The organism is Mycobacterium kiyosense, from assembly GCA_021654635.1.
Classification (GTDB): domain Bacteria; phylum Actinomycetota; class Actinomycetes; order Mycobacteriales; family Mycobacteriaceae; genus Mycobacterium; species Mycobacterium kiyosense.
This window is the reverse complement of the sequence record AP025179.1, coordinates 2,548,759-2,567,079: the sequence shown is the minus strand read 5'-3', so window position 1 is coordinate 2,567,079 and position 18,321 is coordinate 2,548,759. Positions and strand designations below refer to the sequence as shown.

The following is an 18,321-nucleotide window of genomic DNA, read 5'->3' as shown; positions in this document are numbered from 1 at the left end:
CCCGCCTACCGCACCGAGGCGCGAACGGCGGCGGCAAAGGCGTCGCCGCGGGCACCGTAGCCGGTGAACTGGTCGAACGACGCGCCGGCCGGGGCCAGCAGCACCGTGTCGCCGGGTTGGGCCAGTTCGCGGGCGGCGGCGACGGCCGCGGCCATCACCCGAGACCCGAGCGGTTCATCAGTCTGCGCAACTTGTTTCACTTTGGTAACAGAAACCCCAGCAGCCTCATGCATCACAACATCCTCGCCTGTCACCACCTGTACTACGGGGACATCGGGCGCGTGTCGCGATAACGCCTCGGCAACCGCGGCGCGGTCCCGTCCGATCAGCACCGCACCCACCAGCCGCGATGCGATGCGGGCCACCTCGGCATCCACGGATGCGCCTTTGAGCAGACCCCCGGCCAGCCACACCACCCGCGGGAAAGCGAGCACGGACGCCTGCGCGGCGTGCGGGTTGGTGGCCTTGGAGTCGTCCACGTAGGTGATGCCGCCTGCGACGGCGACCACCTCGCTGCGATGCCGGCCGGGCCGGAACGCTTCGATCGCCGACGCGAGAGCGGCCGCCGGCACGTCGACCGCGCGGGCCAGCGCGGCCGCCGCCAGCGCGTCCAGCACGCCGACCGGGCCGGGCACCCGGATCGAATCGACCGGCAGCAACCGCAGATCGTCGGCGAACGCGCGGTCCACCAGGTATCCGTCCCGCACGCCGAGTTCCCCGGCGGCGGGCTCGCCTAGCCGGAACCCGACCCGAACCGGCGCCGGCGCGGTGTCCCTAAGCGCGACCGCCCGGGCGTCGTCGAGCCCGACCACGGCGACCCGGCCGGTGAGCACCCGCGCCTTGGCGGCGGTGTAGTCGGCCATGGTGCCGTGCCAGTCCAGGTGGTCTTCGGCGATGTTGAGCACCACCCCGGCCTCCGGCCGCAACGACGGCGCCCAGAACAGCTGGAAACTGGACAGCTCCACGGCCAGCACGTCGGCGGGCTGATCCAGCACGTCGAGCACCGGGTCGCCGATGTTGCCGCACAGCGCGCTGCGCAACCCGCCGGCGATCAGCATTTCGTGCAGCATCGAGGTGGTGGTGGTCTTGCCGTTGGTGCCGGTCACCACCAGCCAGCGCCGCGGCGGCCCGTAGTGGCCGGCCGCGTCCAGGCGCCAGGCCAGCTCCACGTCGCCCCAGATGGGCACGCCCGCGGCGGCCGCCGCGGCCAGCACCGGCGTGCTCGGCTGAAACCCTGGACTGGTCACCACCAGCGCGAAATGCCCGATCCGCTGGATCGCGGCCGCCGGGTCCAGCGTCGCGACGTCGCCGAATCCGGCCAGCATCGCCGGGTCGTCGTCACACAGCGTCGGGACGGCGCCGAACCGGGTCAGCGCGGCCAGCACCGCGCGACCGGTCACCCGCGCGCCGGCGATCAGGACCGGCGCGCCGGGGGCCAACGGGGCCAGCATCTCAGGCGCCGATCGTGGACAGCCACTCACCGTAGAACAGGGCCACGCCCAGGCCGCAGGTGATCGCGGTGAGCAGCCAGAACCGGATGATCACCGTGGTTTCGGCCCAGCCCACCAGCTCGAAATGGTGATGGAACGGCGCCATCCGGAACACCCGGCGTCCGGTGGTCCGGAACGCCAGAATCTGCAGCACCACCGAGGTGACCTCGGCGACGAACAGCGAACCCAGTACGACGGCCAGCATCTCGGTGCGGCTGGTGACCGACAACCCGGCGATGATGCCGCCCAGCGCCAGCGACCCGGTGTCGCCCATGAAGATCTTGGCCGGCGCGGCGTTCCACCACAGGAACCCGATGCAGGCCCCCGCGGTGGCCGCCGCGATGATCGCCAGGTCCAGCGGGTCGCGCACGTTGTAGCAGCCCAGCCCGGGCGCGGTGACGCACGCGTTGCGGTACTGCCAGAAGGTGATCAGCACATAGGCGCCGGTGACCATCGCCATGCAGCCGGCGGCCAGCCCGTCCAGCCCGTCGGTGAAGTTGACGGCGTTCGACCAGGCGCTGACCACCACCACGCAGAACAGCACGAACAGCGCCGGGGCGAAGGTGACGGTGGCGATCTCGCGCACGTAGGACAGATCCGCGCTGGCCGGGGTCAGACCGGCCGGGTTGCGGAACTGCAGCACCAGCACCGCGAACAGCACGGCGCTGGTGATCTGCCCGACCGTCTTGGCCGTCTTGTTCAGTCCCAGGTTCCTGGACCGGCGGATCTTGATCAGGTCGTCGAGAAAACCGACGCCGCCCAGCGCTGTGGCCAGGCCCAGCACCAGCAATCCGGAGGCGGAGATGCCTTCGCCGTCGAAGAACATGCCGAGCAGGTGGGTGCCCAGGTAACCGGCCCAGATACCGGCCAGGATCGCCACCCCGCCCATCGACGGCGTGCCGCGCTTGGTGTGGTGGCTGGGTGGACCGTCCTCGCGGATCTGGTGGCCGAACCCCTGCCGGGTGAACAGCCGGATCAGCGCCGGGGTCAGCAGGATGGACACGGCCACCGCGATGGCGACGGCGATCAGGATCTGCCTCACCGGCGTGCGCTCCCGCCCTCGGCGACGAGCGCGTCGGCCAACTCCCCCAGCCCGGCCGAGTTGGACGCTTTGACCAGCACCACGTCCCCGGGTCGCAGTTCGGCGCGCAACAGTTCCAGGGCAGCGTCCCGGTCAGCCACGCTGATTACCTCCGACCCCCATGAGCCCTCCATGACCGCTCCGTGGTGCATGGCGCTCATCGACCTCCCGGTTCCCACGACAACAAGTCGAGACACATCTAATCGCACCGCGAGCCTGCCGATGCGATCGTGCTCGGTTATCGCGTCCGCGCCGAGCTCGGCCATCTCTCCCAGCACCGCCCAGCTGCGTCGCGGATCGCCGCGACGGTCCTGCCCGCCGCGGGCGATCCAGGCGAGCGCCTGCAGGCCGGCGCGCATCGAGTCGGGGTTGGCGTTGTAGGCGTCGTCGATCACCGTCACCCCGTCGGCGCGGGTGCTCACCTGCATCCGGTGCCGCGAGACCGGGCCGGCCGCGGCGAGCGCAGCCGCCACCTGCCCGACGTCGGCACCGCATTCCAGCGCGACGGCCGCCGCGCACAGCGCGTTGCTCACCTGGTGGTCGCCGGACACGCCCAGCTGCACTTCGGCCTGCGCGTCGCCGGCATGCAAAGTGAAGCGGGCTCGCGCCCGGTCGTCCAGGGTCGTCGGGCCGGCCCAGACGTCGGCGCCCTGGCCGCGGCCGACTCGGACCACCCGGGCGGCGGTGACCTGTGCCATCGCGGCGACCAGCGGGTCGTCGGCGTTGAGCACGACCACCCCCGGACGACGAAACAGCTTGTGGCAGTTCGGATTTGGTTCGCGCGATCATTTCTTGGGAACCGAACTCCCCCAGGTGCGCGGTGCCGACATTGAGGACGACCCCGATGGACGGCGGCGCGATCCGCGCCAGCGCGGCGATGTTGCCGGGATGGCGCGCCGAGAGCTCCAGCACCAGAAAGTCGGTGTCGCGGGTCGCGCGCAGCACCGTCCAGGGGGTGACCCAGCTCGTTGTTGAAGGAACCGGGCGGCGCGACCACCTCGCCCAGCGGCTCGAGTACGGCAGCCACCAGGTCCTTGGTGGACGTCTTGCCCGAGGATCCGGTGATCCCGATGATTCGCAGGCCCCCGGCGACCAGGTCGGCGGCCACCGCGGCGGCCAGCTTGGCCAGCGCGGCCAGCACCGCCGCACCGGAACCGTCGGTGTCGTGCTCGAGCACCCCGGCCCGACCGTCCTGCGCGGTGACCGGTTCGACGACGATCGCGGGTACCCCGACCGGGCGGGCGGCCAGCACCACCGCCGCACCGGCGGCGACGGCCCCCGCGGCGTGGTCGTGCCCGTCGGCGCGGGCACCCGGCAGCGCCAGGAACAGTCCGCCCGGCCCGACCGCACGCGAGTCGAACTCCACGGTGCCGGTGACGTGCGTGGCCGCGGCCTGCTCCGGCGAGATGTCGGCCAGTGTGCCGCCGACGATCTCGGCGATCGCGGCGACGGTCAAATCGATCACGCCAGGTCCTCCAGGGCGCGGGCGAGTTCAACCCGGTCGTCGAACGGGCGGACTTCGCCGGCTGCGCGCTGCCCGGTCTCGTGCCCCTTGCCGGCGATCAGCACCACGTCGCCCGGGCCGGCCCAGGCCACCGCGTGCCGGATGGCCGCGCGCCGGTCGGCGATCTCGACGACGTCGGCCTGCCTGCCGACGTGCGCTGCGCCGTAAAGGATTTCGCGCCGGATGGCGGCGGGGTCCTCGCTGCGCGGGTTGTCGTCGGTGATGACGACCAAGTCGGCCAGTTCGGCGGCAATCCCGCCCATCGGGGCACGCTTGCCCGGGTCGCGGTCGCCACCGGCGCCGAACACCACCGCCAGCCGGCGGTCCGGCCGCAGCAACGTGCTCAGCACCGCCCGCAGCGCGCCGGGCTTGTGGGCGTAGTCGACCAGGGCCAGGAAGTCCTGGCCGCGGTCCACCCGTTCCAGCCGGCCCGGCACCCGGATCTCGCGCAGTCCCGGCACCGCCTGTTCCGGAGAAACTCCGACCAGGTCCAGAATCGCCAGCGCGACAAGACAATTGGAGATGTTGTAGTGGCCCGGCAGATCGATCCCGACCCGGTGGTGCACGCCGGCGGGATCGATGGCGGTGAATTCCTGACCGGCGGCCCCGTGTGGGGTGACGTCCACGGCGCGCCACTGCGCCGGCTGGTCGGTGACGCTCACGGTGACCGCGTTGCCGGCCCGGGCGGCCATCGCCCGCCCGGCGTCGTCGTCCACGCACACCACCACCTCGCGGGCCCGCAACGCCGAGGCTGGGTCGAACAGCAGCGCCTTGGCCTCGAAATAGTCCTGCATGGTCGGATGGAAGTCCAGGTGGTCGCGCGAGAGGTTGGTGAAGGCGCCCACGGCGAACCCGGTGCCGTCCACCCGGCCCAGGGTCAGCGCATGACTGGACACCTCCATCACCACGGTGTCGACGCCGCCCTCAGCCATCGCCGCGAACAGCGCCTGCAGCGCCGGCGCCTCCGGGGTGGTCAGGGCACTGGGGACGTCGACGCCGTCGATACGGACACCGATGGTGCCGATCAGCCCGGCAACCCGGCCGGCGGCCCGCAAGCCGGCCTCGACCAGATACGTGGTGGTGGTCTTGCCCGAGGTGCCGGTGATGCCGATGACCGTCACCCGGTCCGACGGCCGCCCGTACACGGTGGCGGCGAGCCCGCCGAGCACACTGCGCGGCGCCGGATGCACCAGCACCGGCACTGGGACGCCGGCCAGTTCGGCCGCCCCGGCGGCGTCGGTCAGCACGGCGACGGCACCGCGTTCCAGGGCCTGGCCGGCGTGCCGGGCGCCGTGCGTGGTCGACCCGGGCAGCGCCGCGAACAGATCGCCCGGTCGCACCTCCTGGGCGCGCAACGTCACGCCGGTGATGGGCACGTCCGGGACGACGGCCGCGCCGTCCGCCGATACGGCCCCGACCTGCATGGCCAGCGCCGGCAACCGAGCTCCGGGGACCGCACTGGGACGCCGCGCAGTGGGCACCACTCATTCACCTCCCTCAGCCACGACCAGCGTTGACACCCTACCTATCCGCGGGTGGGGTTTTCGCTGCGCGCGCCGGGTCTGCAGAAGGCAGCGGGGGCCGCTACATCGCCTGCAGGGTGAGCGGCGGTCCAGGATCCGGTGACAGCGGCACGTTCTCGCGCTGCATCAGCCAGCCGGCGATGTTGTGGAACAGCGGCGCGGCGGAGTGTCCGGGCGTGCCGTCGGCGTTGCTGTGCGGGTTGTCCATCATGATGCCGATGACGTAGCGCGGGTTGTCGACGGTGGCCATGCCCGCGAAGGTGATCCAGTAGACGTCCTCGAAGTAGCAGCCGCACGCCGGGTTGATCTGCTGGGCGGTGCCGGTCTTGCCGGCCATCTGGTAGCCCGGCACCGCGGCGGCCGGGCCGGTGCCCTGCTGGTAGCCCATCGGGTCGTGCTGGACGACGGCGCGCAACATCTGCCGCACCGTCTGGGCGGTCTGGGCCGAGACCACCCGAACGCCCTCCGGGCGCGGCTCCTCGGTGCGGGTGCCGTCGGGCGCGATGGTGGCCTTGAGGATGCGCGGCGGGATCCGCACGCCGTCGTTGGCGATCGCCTGGTACATGCCCGCCATCTGCAGCAGGGTCATCGAAAGGCCTTGGCCGATCGGCAGGTTGGAGAAGGTGCTGCCCGACCACTGGTCGATCGGCGGCACCAGCCCGGCGCTCTCACCGGGCAGCCCGACGCCGGTGCGCTGCCCCAGCCCGAACTTGCGGACCATGTCGTAGAAGCGCTCCGGACCCACCCGCTGGGCCAGCATCAGGGTTCCGACGTTGGACGACTTCCCGAACACCCCGGTGGTGGTGTACGGCATCACGCCGTGCTCCCAGGCGTCGTGGATGTTGACCCCGCCCATGTTGATGGAGCCCGGAACCTGCAGGACTTCGTCGGGGTTGGACAGGCCGTATTCGATGACCGAGGACGCGGTGATGATCTTGTTCACCGAGCCGGGCTCGAAGGGCGAGGACACCGGCAGGTTGCCCAGCTGCCGGTCGGCCTGGCGGCCGATGTCCTGCGACGGGTCGAAGGTGTTGTCGTTGGCCATGGCCAGCACCTCGCCGGTGTGGGCGTCGAGCACGACAGCCGAGACGGTGTGCGCGCCGGACAGGTCCCTGGCCTGCTGCACCTGCTGCTGGACGTAGAACTGGATGTCGTCGTCGAGGGTGAGCTGGACGGTCGACCCGTACACCGCCCGGTGCCGGTTGCGGTAGCTGCCGGGGATGACGACGCCGTCGGAGCCGCGGTCGTAGGTGACCGAACCGTCGGTGCCGGCGAGCATGGCGTCCAGGGCGTCCTCGAGCCCCAGCAGGCCGTGCCCGTCCCAGTCGATGCCGCCGACGATGTTGGCCGCCAGCGAACCGCCGGGGTACTGACGCAGGTCTTGCCGTTCGGAGCCGACCTCGGGGTACTTGGCCGAGATCGCGTTCGCGATGGCGGGGTCGACGGCCCGAGCCAGATACACGAACGATTCGTTGCTCTGCAGCTTCTTCAGCAGGGTCGGTGCGTCCGGCTTGTTGTTCAGCTTGCCGGCGATCTCCTTGGCGATGGCGGCCAGCCGCTCCTGCGGGTCGGGCGCCTGGGGCGCCTTTCTCCTGGCCTCTTCCAGCTGCTGGCGGACCCGCTTGGGCTGGAAGGTCAGTGCGCGCGCCTCGATGGTGAAGGCCAGCCGGTCGTTGTGGCGGTCGATGATGGCGCCGCGGACCGCGCGTTCGATGTCGGTGACCTTGAGCTGACCGGCGGCCTGGGCGTTGAGCTGCGCGGCGTTGGACACCTGCAGGTAGAACAGCTGGCTGATGGCGACCACCATCAGCACGGCGATGATGACGTTGCCGGTGCGGTGCCGGAACACGAACGACGCGCCCCGGTTGCCCACCTGGACCGCCTGGCGGGTGCGGCGCAACTTCGCCGAATGGCCGCCGCCCGCAACCGGTGTGGGTTTGGCTTCGGCTTTCCCGGCTTTGCGGAATCGGCGGGATTCCCGGACGTCCGGGCGGTCGCTTCGCCGGGCCCGCGCGGGTTGGTGGCCCTTCTTGGCCTCGCGCGGCTGACGCGGACCGCGCTCGGCGCGCCGCGCGTCGCCCCGGCTCATCGGGGCGTCCCGGGCGCGGGCTGTTCAGTGTCGGCCGGCGCGGGGGCCGCCGGCGGGGCCAGCACCACCAGCGGCGGTGCGGACACCGGGGCGGCGCTGCCGGCAGCGCCGGAGCCGGGGCCGTGACAGCGGGGGCGGCAGCAGCCCCGAGTGCACCGAGTTGGGCGCGGGCACCTGGCCGGGCACCTGCCCGCCCGGTGCGGCAGGGGTCAATCCTGGCGCGGCGGGCACCTGCCCGGCGACCCCGGGTAGCTGGCCGGGCGCTGCGGGTAGCTGACCGGGGACTGCGGGTAGCTGGCCGGGCACTGCGGGTAGCTGGCCGGGGACTCCGGGTAGCTGGCCTTGCGGAAGGGGCCCCGCCAGCGTCGGCGTACCGTCCGGTCCGCGCAGCAGCACCTGCGGCCCTGACCGGGCAGGCGCGGCCGGATCGTTGGGGCTGGGCACCCGGACCGCGACCTCCGGGGGCGGCGCCTGCGGCTTCGGCGGCTGCGGCGTCTCCTCGGGCAGCTTGGTGTTCAGCGGCGGCGGCGGGACGCCCTCGGCCGGCTTGGGCGTGCCGACCACGACCCAGTTGCCGTCCGGAGCCTGGACCAGGTGGGCGGTGTCGCGGCTGGGGATCATGCCCTGCTTGCGTGCCGCCTCCGACAGCGCCGGCGCCGACTCCGCGTCCCGCACGTCGCGCTCCAGCGATTCCTTCTGTTGTTGCAGCATCCGGGTGCGGTCCCGGGCGTCGCTGAGCTGATAGGACCGCTCGGCGGCGGCGGTGGACAGCCACAACGTCAGACCCAGCCCCACGCCCAGCGAACCGATGATCAACACCACGAACGGGACCCTGCTGAGCAGGACGTGCGGCCGCAGGTCGATCTCGGCCAGCCGGGCAGCCAGGCGTTCGGTCAACTTGGGCCGAACAACTTTGGGCGCCTTGGCTTTCCGCGCTTTTGCCCGTGCCTTGGCCTGGCTGCTGTTCTTCGGCCGGGCCGGCCGGTCCACCGGTCGGGTGATCGGCGAGGTCTGCGGCCCCGACCGCGGCACCCGGGCCTCGCGGTTGGGCGCCGCGGGCGTGCGCGACCGGCCCCGCCGCGCCGACGGGTCCGCCGCGGTGGGGCGGCCGGCGCCGGCGCGCCAACTGCGACGCTCGCTGTCGCGGCGCTTGGTCGCCTCGCGCTGTCTGCTCATGGCTGTGCCTTCCCCCTCGCGTGGTCCACTCGTTGCAGGGCCCGCAGCCGCACCGGGGTGCTGCGCGGGTTGCGCTCCATCTCGGTCGCATCGGCCCGCTCTGCGCCGTGCGTCAGCGACCGGAATCGCGGCCCATGGCCGGGAAGTTCGACCGGGAGCCCCGGCGGTGTCCGGGAGGCGGTCGCGTCGGCGAACGTGCGCTTGACGATCCGGTCCTCCAGCGACTGGTAGGCCAGCACCACGATGCGGCCGTCGACCACCAGCGCGTCCAGAGCCGCCGGAATGGCGCTGCGCAGCGACTCCAGCTCGTCGTTGACCGCGATGCGCAGTGCCTGGAAGGTGCGCTTGGCCGGGTGGCCGCCGGTACGCCGCGCCGGCGCCGGGATCGCTTCGTAAAGCAGCGCGACCAGTTCGGCCGTCGTGGTGAAGGGGGGTGTGGGCGCGCCGGCGCACGATCCGCGCCGCGATGCGCCGGGCGAATCGCTCCTCGCCGTAGCGGTGCAGAATGCCCGCCAGCTCGGCCTCGTCGTAGGTGTTGACCACGTCTGCCGCGGTCAGCGGAGACGACGGGTCCATCCGCATGTCCAGCGGCGCGTCCTTGGCGTAGGCGAAGCCCCGCTCGGCGCGGTCCAGCTGCATCGACGAGACACCCAGATCGAACAGCACCGCATCGACCGATTCCACTGTGCCGTAACCGGATTCGGCCAGCGCATCGGCGATGCCGTCGTAGCGGGTGTGTACCAGAGTGATGCGGTCGGCGAACGGGGCCAGCCGCGTGCCGGCGATGTCCAGCGCGCTCGGGTCGCGGTCCAGCCCGATCAGTCGCAGACCCGGCAATGCGGTGAGGAACCGTTCGGCGTGCCCCCCCGGCGCCCAGGGTGGCGTCGACCAGGACGGCACCGGAACCGTCCGGGTGGTGGCGGGTCAGCGCCGGGTTGAGCAATTCCAAGCAGCGCTGCGCCAGGACCGGTACATGGCCGAAATCGCTTGTGCCGGAGGCCGGCTGGTCAGCCACCGCGAGACCTCCCGGGCTGTGTGCGACTACTTGCCGTCCCGCCCGTGCACCGAGGTCCCTGTCCGAAAGCACGCACCTGGCGTTGGGGAAGTACGCCAGGGTCGGTTCGGGCAGAGACCACGGTGCACAGGCATGCACCTCAGAAGATGTCGCCGAGTGCTTCATCGCTGGCCGCGGAGAAGTTCTCTTCATGGATTTGCTGATAGTCGTGCCAGGCTTGCGCGTCCCAGATCTCGAGGTAATCGACCGCCCCGATCACCACGCAGTCCTTGGACAGGCCCGCGTAGCGCCGGTGGTCGGCCGACAGCGTGATCCGGCCCTGCGCGTCGGGGTGCTGCTCGTCGGTGCCGGCGGCCAGGTTACGCAGAAACGCACGCGCCTCGGGGTTGCTGCGCGGGGCCTTGCTGGCCTTGCGGGCCAGCAGTTCGAACTCCGTCCGCGGGTAGACGGCGAGGCTGTGATCTTGGCTCTTGGTGACCATCAACCCCCCTGCCAGTGCGTCGCGAAACTTGGCCGGCAGCGTGAGCCGCCCCTTGTCGTCGAGCTTGGGCGTGTAGGTGCCGAGAAACACTGGGGCACCTCCAACTTGCTTCTCACCCAAACACTTCGGCCACCATACCCCACAACTCCCCACTTCTCCCCATAAACGCCCCCTCCGCGCGTCCCGGAGTGGCGTTTTGCCCACCCGTCCCGCGTTCAAGCCGAATTCAGGGCCGCCACGCCACCGGATGAGCGGTGCGAAATCGCAGCTCACAGGCGCAAAACCGACGAATGGGGGCCGGTGGGGCGCGGTGGGGCAGGCAGGGCACAAGTGCGCTACGAACCGGACACGAGTTGAAGTCGCACGGCCCGTCGGGCGGGTCCAGCACTCCCGGATCTGCAATGGTGGCCGCACCACCAGCTAGCCAACGAAAACGGGACCGCCTCTCGGCAGCCCCGTCATCTGTTGTCGCGCTTGACTACTCGTCGAAGCGGCGGCGGAAACGCTCCTCCATGCGGTTGGTGAACGAGCTGCCCGCGCCCTTGGAACGACGCGGACGCGAGATCGCAGTGGCTCCCCCGCGATCCGGCTTCCCGGTGAGACGCCGGCCGGTGACGGCGTACACCACGCCGCCGAACATGACGACGAATCCCAGCACGCTCAAAATCGGGAAGGTCCCAATCATCGTGGCCTTGAACGCCACCCCGGACACCAACATCGCCAGGCCGACAAAGAACAGCGCCGTCCCCTGCAGGCGCCGGCGCGCAGTCGGGGCGCGAAAGCCCCCGCCGCGCACACTGGACGCGAACTTGGGATCCTCGGCATAGAGAGCGCTCTCGATCTGGTCGAGCATTCGCTGCTCATGATCGGAGAGTGGCATTCGTCCCTCCTTGCCGAAACACTGTCACATAGCAACCGATAGCACACGCACGCCCGTTGCGGGGCAATTAACTCCGATGATACGAGGTCAATCTACGCGGTACCACTGATTCGCAGGCGATTCTATCCCGGCGCCGACCACTGTGACGAAATGGCCCGCGACAACCGGGCGTGCAGCACGTCACATCGGCCGCTCGCCACGGCCCGAGCGCCGGGTCCGATACTGGAACCACCACACACGAGCCGCTCCACCGCCGACCCGCAGACGAGGAGGACACCGCGAATTGGCGACATTCCTCATCGATCTGCCGCCGCAAGAAATGGAACGTCGCCTCGGCGATGCGCTGCGCGTGTACGTCGACGCGATGCGTTACCCCAAAGGCACCGAGAGCCAGCGCGCCGCGATGTGGCTCGAACACACCCGGCGCAGCGGCTGGCAGGCCGTCGCCGCCGTCGAGTTGGCCACCGCCGATGCGACCCACCAACCCTCGGTGAGTGAGCTGGGCGCCGCGCCGCTGGTCGGTATCGCCTACGGCTACCCCGGGGCGCCCGGCCAGTGGTGGCAACAACAGGTGATTTTGGGCCTGCAGCGCAGCGGTTTTCCGCCGCACGCGATCGAGCGGCTGATGAACAGCTACTTCGAGCTCACCGAGCTGCACATCCATCCCCGCGCCCAGGGTCGCGGCGTCGGCGAGGCGCTGGCCCGGCGCCTGCTGGCCGGTCGCTCCGAAGCCAACGTCCTGCTCTCCACTCCGGAGACCAACGGTGAAGCCAACCGGGCCTGGCGGTTGTATCGCCGGCTGGGTTTCACCGACGTCATCCGCAGCTACCACTTCGTCGGGGACCCCAGGGCGTTCGCGATCCTGGGCCGCCCGCTGCCGCTCTAGCGGCGCACCGGCCGTGTCGCAACCGGGCGGCTGAGCAGAACGGCGCACCGGGTCTGGCACGATGACCTGGTGCGCGTGAGCTCTCCCCCGCCAACCGTGTCCCCCGCCCGCCTTCGGGCGCAGCGGGACCGGCGCCGCATGCTGGCCATCGTGCTGCTGCTGATGCTGGTGCCGTTGGCCACCGGCTGCCTGCGGGTCCGCGCCTCGCTCACCATCTCGCCCGACGACCAGGTGTCCGGCGAGATCATCGCCGCCGCAAAACCCAAGAACAACAAGGACACCGGCCCCCAGGCTGGACACCAACCTGCCGTTCAGCCAGAAAGTCGCCGTCTCCAACTACGACAGCGACGGCTACGTGGGGTCGCAGGCGGTCTTCTCCGACCTGACCTTCGCCGAGTTGCCCCAGCTGGCTCACCTGAACTCCGATGCCGCCGGGGTGAATCTGTCGCTGCGCCGCAACGGCAACCTGGTGATGCTGGAAGGCCGCGCCGACCTGACCTCGCTGACCGACCCCGAGGCCGACGTCCAGCTGACCGTCGCCTTCCCGGGAACCGTCACCTCCACCAACGGCGACCGGATCGAACCCGAGGTGGTGCAGTGGAAGCTCAAAGCCGGGCGTGGTGAGCACCATGACCGCGACCGCCCGCTACACCGACCCCAACACCCGATCGTTCACCGGAGCCGGAATCTGGCTGGGCATCGCGGCGTTCGCGGCCGCGGGGGTGGTCGCGCTGCTGGCCTGGGTCAGCCGGGACCGCTCGCCCCGGTTCAGCACACCCAGCGACCAATCCTCAAGCTGACACCGCGCGCTAATCGCCCGGCGCCCAGTAGGCCAGCATCTCGGCGAAGGTGTCGAAGGCCGGGCCGGAAACCCCGTACGTCGCCTCCAGATGGATGCTCAGCGGAAAGCCCAACTCGGCCAAGCCGTCGATCACCCGTTTGTACAGCTCGACCAGCAGCGCGCGCTTGCGCGGCGGCTCGCTGGCGGCCAGCGTCTTGACGAATTCCTGCTCGGCGGCCACCGCCGCGTTGCCCGGGTCCTGGATCAGCCAGTTGATCAGGCCGACGCGCGACTCCACCTTGGGGACGAAACCGAACGACAGCAGGATCTCGGGCCGGTGCTCGGTCGTTTTGGCGAACTCGGTCAAAAAGCCCACGATCGCGTCGGAGTACAGCAACTGGGTCATGCCGTAGGTGGCGCCCTGGTTGCATTTGAAGTTCAGTCGACCGTGTTCACCCTCCCGGGTCGGGATCACGATCACCCCGCGATTGGGCACCGCGTCGCGATAAATCGACAGCGCGTCGGTGGGTGCCACCCCGGAGCCCTCACCGTCGTTCATGGTGCGCGGCACGCCGACGAACACCACACCCTCCATGCCGGCGCCGGTCAACGCCGCCAGCCGCTGCCCCAGCGTCGCCTCGTCCATGAACGCGGTGACCTGGGTGCACAGGCCGCGCAGGCCCGGCAGCTCCGGTTTGATCATCGACCAGAAGTCCAGCACGTCCAGCTTGGCCTTCATCGGCACCGGGCGATCGTCGTCCTCGGCGATCATCCCCGGGATCATGACGTGCCGGAGCTTTCCCTGCAGACCGGATTCCGCCGAGTACCGCACCACTTTGCGCGCGTCTTCCAGGGCCCGCTGGCGGCCGTCCTCGACGTTGGGCGGCACCAGCTCCAGCGCGATGGTGTTGAGCGTCACACGGCTCCTCGTTCTCGATCGATGACTCGTACTCGCGCTGCGCCGCGCAAACCCTTTCCAGACCCCACGACAGCATAGGGGCGTGCGCTACCCGCGCTTGAGGGACGCCACCAGCACCGGCGCGGCATACACTGTCGGGCCAGAGGCATGCCGATCGAGAAAGGGGCGCCGCGCTGAGCCTGGAAACATCGGTGACCGACAAGGTGGCTGACGCCGTCACCGACCAACTACGGCAGTACCTGCGCGGCCGTCGCAGCGAATCGAGCTTTCTCGGCGCCGACTACCACGAATTGACCGGCTGGCTCGAGGATTTCGCGCTCACCGGGGGCAAGCGACTGCGACCGGTGTTCGCCTACTGGGGCTGGGATGCGGTGACCACCGAGCCGCCCGATCCCGAAGTGCTGCTGCTGTTTTCGGCACTCGAACTGCTGCACGCCTTCGCGCTGGTGCACGACGACGTGATCGACGGGTCCGCCACCCGCCGCGGTCGGCCGACCGCCCATGTGCACTTCGCGGCCCTGCACCGCGAACGCCGATGGCAGGGCCCGGCGGATCAGTTCGGCGTCTCGGCGGCGATCCTGCTCGGCGACATCACACATGCCTGGGCCAACGACATCGTGGCGCGCACCGCCCTGGACCCGGGCGCCCGGGTGCGCGTCGAGCGGGTGTGGTCGGACATCCGCACCGAGGTGCTCGGCGGGCAGTACCTCGACATCATCGCCGAAGCAGCGCCGCCGGCATCGGCCGAGGAGTCGGTCGCCGCCGCGATGAAGGTAGCCACCTACAAGACCGCCTGCTACACCGTCACCCGGCCCTTGCAGCTCGGTGCGGCCGCCGCCGCCGACCGGCCAGACATCGCCGCGGCGTTCCAGAGTTTCGGCACCGACCTCGGGGTGGCTTTCCAGCTGCGCGACGACGTCCTCGGCGTGTTCGGCGACCCCGCGGTGACGGGCAAACCGTCCGGGGACGACCTGCGGTCGGGCAAACGCACCGTGCTACTGGCCGAGGCGACCCGGCTAGCCGAGAAGTCGGATCCGTTGGCGGCCAACCTGTTACGATCCTCGATCGGCACCGACCTGACCGATGCCCAGGTGCACGAACTGCGTGCGGTGATCGCCGGGGTGGGGGCGCTGGCCGCGGCGGAGGACCGCATCGCCGAGCTCACCGGACGGGCGCTGGCCACGCTGGCGTCGGCGCCGATCACGGCGTCGGCCAAGACCGGGTTGTCCGAGCTGGCCCAGCTGGCCACCGACCGGTCGGCCTGAACCCGATGACCACCACCGCTGCCAGCAATGAATCGGTGCGGCAACGTCTTTCGGAGTTCCGCAGCTTCGCGACCAGTCCCGAGGCCGGGCCGGCGCGACTCGGTTTCCTGGCTGCGGTACTCATCACGCTGGGCGCGTCGGGAGCGGGCAGCACCCGCCAGCACGATCCGCTGCTGGAAACGATGCACCTATCCTGGCTGCGGTTCGGCCACGGCCTGGTGTTGTCCTCGATCCTGCTGTGGGCGGGCGTGGTGCTGATGCTGGTCGCCTGGCTGCGCCTGGGTCGACAGGCACTCGCCGGCGGAGCCACCGAATTCACCATGCGGGCCACCACCGCGTTCTGGCTGCTGCCGCTGCTGGTCTCGGTGCCCGTGTTCAGCCGGGACACCTACTCCTACCTGGCGCAGGGCGCGCTGCTGCGCGACGGCCTGGACCCGTACGCGGTGGGGCCGGTCGGTAACCCGAATTCGTTGCTGGACAACGTGAGCCCGATCTGGACGATCACCACCGCGCCCTACGGCCCGGCGTTCATCCTGGTGGCCAAGTTGGTCACGATGCTCATCGGCAACAACGTGGTGGCCGGAACCATGCTGCTGCGCCTGTGCATGCTGCCCGGGCTGGCACTGCTGATCTGGGCCGCACCCCGGCTGGCGCACCACGTCGGCACCGACGGCGCCAAGGCGCTGTGGATCTGCGTCCTCAACCCGCTGGTGCTCATCCATCTGATGGGTGGGGTGCACAACGAGATGCTGATGGTGGGTCTGATGGCCGCCGGTATCGCGCTGACCCTGCAGCGCCACCACGTCGCCGGCATCACGCTGCTCACCGTCGCGATCGCGGTCAAAGCCACTGCCGGGCTGGCGTTGCCGTTCCTGTGCTGGGTGTGGATGCGGCATCTGCGTGAAGACCGGGGCTGGGGGGGCGTGCCCGCATTCGGTGTCGCGGCGCTGTCCTCGCTGCTGATCTGTGTCGCGGTGTTCGGGGGCTTGTCGCTGGCGGCCGGGGTGGGCCTGGGCTGGATGACGGCGCTGGCCGGTTCGGTGAAGATCATCAACTGGCTGACCGTGCCGACCGCGGCGGCGAACCTGATTCACGCCTTCACCAGCGGGTTCTTCGCGGTGCAGTTCTACACCGTGCTGCGCATCGCCCGGTTGATCGGCATCGTGATCATCGCGGTGTCGCTGCCGGTGTTGTGGTGGCGGTTCCGGCGCGACGACCGCGCCGCGCTGACCGGGATCTTCGCGGCGATGCTGATCGTCGTGCTGTTCGTGCCGGCCGCGCTGCCGTGGTACTACTCCTGGCCGCTGGCGGTGCTGGCGCCGCTGGCGCAGTCGCGCCGGGCAATGGCTGCCATCGCGGGTTTCTCGACGTGGGTGATGGTGATCTTCAAACCCGACGGTTCGCACGGCATGTATTCCTGGCTGCACGTCGGGCTGGCGACCGCATTTGCGCTGGCCGCCTGGTATTTGCTGTACCGCGAGCCGGCGGCCGAGGTGACGGAGCCGGCTGCGGCTAGTACGCCATAGCCTGGGCGCGCCGCACCACCTCGCGGGCCTGGTGCGCGTGCAGCGCGTCTACCGGGCGCGCATTGTTCAGGGCGTCCCGCGAGCCGTCGCGGGTGACGGTCAGCGACGGGTCCGGGGTGAACAACCAGCGCACGATCTCGGTGTCGCGGTACCCGCCGTCGTGCAGGATCGTCAGCAGCCCCGGCAGGCTCTTGACCACCTGGCCGGTGGTGGTGAAGAAGACCTGCGGCACCACCAGGCTGCCGTCACGGCGCACCGCCACCAGGTGCCCTTCCCGGAGCTGCTGGAGGACCTTGCTCACCGGTATGCCGAGCAGTTCGGCGACCCGGGACAGGTCATAGGTTGGCTCGTCGGGATCCAGGACGTCGTCGCCGGCCGGAATGCTGCCCACGCACGTCAGTCTAGAACCTGGCGGGCCGGCAAGTGTGCGCGTTACGCACAGGTTCTGCGACCCAATCGCTCCCCCACCCTACGATTGCCAGCGTGGCTGGACCCGCGGACCCGTTGACCGGTGCGTTGCTCGACGGGCGCTACCTGGTGCAGGAGACCATCGCCAGTGGCGGGACCTCGACGGTGTACCGCGGGCACGACACCCGCTTGGACCGGCCCGTCGCGTTGAAGGTGATGGACGCGCGCTACGCCGCCGACCAGCAGTTTCTGACCCGCTTCCAGTTGGAGGCGCGCACTGTGGCCCGGTTGAAGGACCCGGGCCTGGTCGCCGTCTACGACCAGGGGCAGGACGGCCGGCACCCGTTCCTGGTGATGGAGTTGATCGAGGGCGGCACCCTGCGTGAACTGCTGGACGAGCGCGGCCCGATGCCGCCGCACGCCGTGGTGGCGGTGCTGCGGCCGGTGCTGGGCGGGCTGTCCGCGGCGCACCGGGCCGGACTGGTGCACCGCGACATCAAACCCGAGAACGTGCTGATCTCCGACGACGGCGAGGTCAAGATCGCCGATTTCGGGCTGGTCCGCGCCGTCGCGGCCGCCGGCATCACCTCCACCAGCGTCATCCTGGGCACCGCGGCCTACCTGTCGCCGGAGCAGGTGCGCGACGGCAACGCCGGACCGCGCAGCGACGTCTACGCGGTGGGGATCCTCACCTACGAACTGCTGACCGGCTGCACGCCGTTCACCGGCGACACCGCGCTGTCGGTGGCGTATCAGCGGCTGGACCGGGACGTGCCGCCGCCCAGCGCCGCGATCGACGGGGTGCCGGCGCAGTTCGACGACTTCGTGGCGTGCGCGACGGCCCGCGACCCGGCCCAGCGCTACGCCGACGCCATCGAAATGGCCGCCGACGTCGACGCGATCGCCGAGGAGCTGGGATTGCCGGGTTTCCGGGTGCCCGCGCCGCGCAACTCCGCCCAACATCGTTGCGCGGCACTGCATCACAGCAGCATGGCGCAGCGCCGCCCCGAGCCGCCGGTGTCGGCCGCGCCGCCGGTACACCATTCCACGCGTCAATTCGCCCGCGTCCCCCAGCCCGCCGCGGCGGCACCCGCCGCCAGCCCGGAGCGGGACGAATCTCCGCCCGATTCGGGACAGTTCGCCGGGATCCCGATCGACGAGTTCACCTACGCCCGACAGCATTACCGCCGGATGGTGCTGGTCTGGCTGGCGGTGGTGATCACGCTGGCCGGGTTGGTCGCCAGCGGCTGCTGGCGGCTCGGTATCCACCTCGCCAGCCTGCTGTAACGGTCGCGGC

Annotated in this window: 12 protein-coding genes and 4 pseudogenes; 5 read left to right on the top strand and 11 right to left on the bottom strand. The window is 70.6% G+C overall.

What is annotated here, in order from left to right; genetic code table 11:
* Positions 1–5: 5 nt before the first annotated feature.
* The 9 genes and pseudogenes from murD to L6444_RS12105 all read right to left on the bottom strand — a co-directional run bounded on the left by murD (position 6) and on the right by L6444_RS12105 (position 11,239).
* Positions 6–1,451: a UDP-N-acetylmuramoyl-L-alanine--D-glutamate ligase gene (gene murD, locus L6444_RS12145; protein WP_236982902.1), complete on the bottom strand. Its 1,446-nt coding sequence runs from the start codon at positions 1,449–1,451 to the stop codon at positions 6–8.
* 1 nt (position 1,452) lies between these two features.
* The gene (mraY, locus tag L6444_RS12140) at positions 1,453–2,532 is read right to left on the bottom strand and encodes a phospho-N-acetylmuramoyl-pentapeptide-transferase (protein ID WP_236982900.1); all 1,080 of its coding nucleotides are present in this window, start codon (positions 2,530–2,532) and stop codon (positions 1,453–1,455) included.
* Positions 2,529–4,036: pseudogene (locus L6444_RS12135) on the bottom strand (UDP-N-acetylmuramoyl-tripeptide--D-alanyl-D-alanine ligase). The gene mraY and the pseudogene L6444_RS12135 overlap by 4 nt, the downstream one beginning before the upstream one ends.
* Positions 4,033–5,499, bottom strand: a complete 1,467-nt coding sequence (locus tag L6444_RS12130; RefSeq protein WP_236984043.1) for a UDP-N-acetylmuramoyl-L-alanyl-D-glutamate--2,6-diaminopimelate ligase — start codon at positions 5,497–5,499, stop codon at positions 4,033–4,035. Before L6444_RS12130 ends, L6444_RS12135 begins: the two are co-directional and overlap by 4 nt.
* 160 nt (positions 5,500–5,659) lie before the next feature.
* Positions 5,660–7,687 (bottom strand): peptidoglycan D,D-transpeptidase FtsI family protein, encoded by a 2,028-nt coding sequence (locus L6444_RS12125; RefSeq protein ID WP_236982899.1) that lies wholly within the window; start codon positions 7,685–7,687, stop codon positions 5,660–5,662.
* A pseudogene (locus L6444_RS12120) lies at positions 7,684–8,863 on the bottom strand (hypothetical protein). The gene L6444_RS12125 and the pseudogene L6444_RS12120 overlap by 4 nt, the downstream one beginning before the upstream one ends.
* A pseudogene (rsmH, locus tag L6444_RS12115) lies at positions 8,860–10,043 on the bottom strand (16S rRNA (cytosine(1402)-N(4))-methyltransferase RsmH). Before rsmH ends, L6444_RS12120 begins: the two co-directional pseudogenes overlap by 4 nt.
* Entirely contained in the window at positions 10,018–10,449 is a 432-nt protein-coding gene (gene mraZ, locus L6444_RS12110) for a division/cell wall cluster transcriptional repressor MraZ (protein ID WP_236982898.1), read from the bottom strand. Before mraZ ends, rsmH begins: the two are co-directional and overlap by 26 nt.
* Positions 10,450–10,837: 388 nt before the next feature.
* Positions 10,838–11,239, bottom strand: coding sequence for a DUF3040 domain-containing protein (locus tag L6444_RS12105; RefSeq protein ID WP_236982897.1), 402 nt, complete (start codon positions 11,237–11,239; stop codon positions 10,838–10,840).
* 283 nt (positions 11,240–11,522) lie between these two features.
* Here L6444_RS12105 and L6444_RS12100 point away from each other — a divergent pair, with 283 nt between their 5' ends.
* Together L6444_RS12100 and lppM are read left to right on the top strand one after the other, a co-directional pair.
* Complete coding sequence (locus L6444_RS12100; protein ID WP_236982896.1) at positions 11,523–12,125, top strand: GNAT family N-acetyltransferase; 603 nt, start codon at positions 11,523–11,525, stop codon at positions 12,123–12,125.
* A 138-nt stretch (positions 12,126–12,263) separates the two neighbouring features.
* Positions 12,264–12,925 (top strand): annotated as a pseudogene (gene lppM / locus L6444_RS12095) (lipoprotein LppM).
* A 9-nt stretch (positions 12,926–12,934) separates the two neighbouring features.
* Here lppM and L6444_RS12090 read toward each other — a convergent pair.
* Positions 12,935–13,825, bottom strand: a complete 891-nt coding sequence (locus tag L6444_RS12090; protein WP_236982895.1) for a mycobacterial-type methylenetetrahydrofolate reductase — start codon at positions 13,823–13,825, stop codon at positions 12,935–12,937.
* 203 nt (positions 13,826–14,028) lie between these two features.
* On the opposite strand from L6444_RS12090, the gene idsA2 reads away from it, so the two are divergent.
* On the top strand, positions 14,029–15,090 hold the full coding sequence (gene idsA2 / locus L6444_RS12085) for a bifunctional (2E,6E)-farnesyl/geranyl diphosphate synthase (protein WP_236984041.1): 1,062 nt from the start codon (positions 14,029–14,031) through the stop codon (positions 15,088–15,090).
* Between the two features lie 5 nt (positions 15,091–15,095).
* Positions 15,096–16,616 (top strand): alpha-(1->6)-mannopyranosyltransferase A, encoded by a 1,521-nt coding sequence (locus tag L6444_RS12080; RefSeq protein ID WP_236982894.1) that lies wholly within the window; start codon positions 15,096–15,098, stop codon positions 16,614–16,616.
* On the opposite strand, the gene L6444_RS12075 is transcribed toward L6444_RS12080, so the two are convergent.
* Positions 16,603–17,007: an Rv2175c family DNA-binding protein gene (locus tag L6444_RS12075; protein WP_236982892.1), complete on the bottom strand. Its 405-nt coding sequence runs from the start codon at positions 17,005–17,007 to the stop codon at positions 16,603–16,605. The two genes, L6444_RS12080 and L6444_RS12075, sit on opposite strands and share 14 nt — an antisense overlap.
* 92 nt (positions 17,008–17,099) lie before the next feature.
* Here L6444_RS12075 and L6444_RS12070 point away from each other — a divergent pair, with 92 nt between their 5' ends.
* Complete coding sequence (locus L6444_RS12070) at positions 17,100–18,311, top strand: protein kinase domain-containing protein (RefSeq protein WP_236982884.1); 1,212 nt, start codon at positions 17,100–17,102, stop codon at positions 18,309–18,311.
* Positions 18,312–18,321 lie beyond the last annotated feature (10 nt).

What these genes read in the sequence shown, in the direction of transcription:
- L6444_RS12080 (WP_236982894.1), top strand. Translation starts at nt 15,096, where the DNA reads ATGACCACCACCGCTGCCAGCAATGAATCGGTGCGGCAACGTCTTTCG.
- L6444_RS12125 (WP_236982899.1), bottom strand. Translation starts at nt 7,687, where the DNA reads ATGAGCCGGGGCGACGCGCGGCGCGCCGAGCGCGGTCCGCGTCAGCCG.
- L6444_RS12130 (WP_236984043.1), bottom strand. Translation starts at nt 5,499, where the DNA reads ATGCAGGTCGGGGCCGTATCGGCGGACGGCGCGGCCGTCGTCCCGGAC.
- L6444_RS12105 (WP_236982897.1), bottom strand. Translation starts at nt 11,239, where the DNA reads ATGCCACTCTCCGATCATGAGCAGCGAATGCTCGACCAGATCGAGAGC.
- murD (WP_236982902.1), bottom strand. Translation starts at nt 1,451, where the DNA reads ATGCTGGCCCCGTTGGCCCCCGGCGCGCCGGTCCTGATCGCCGGCGCG.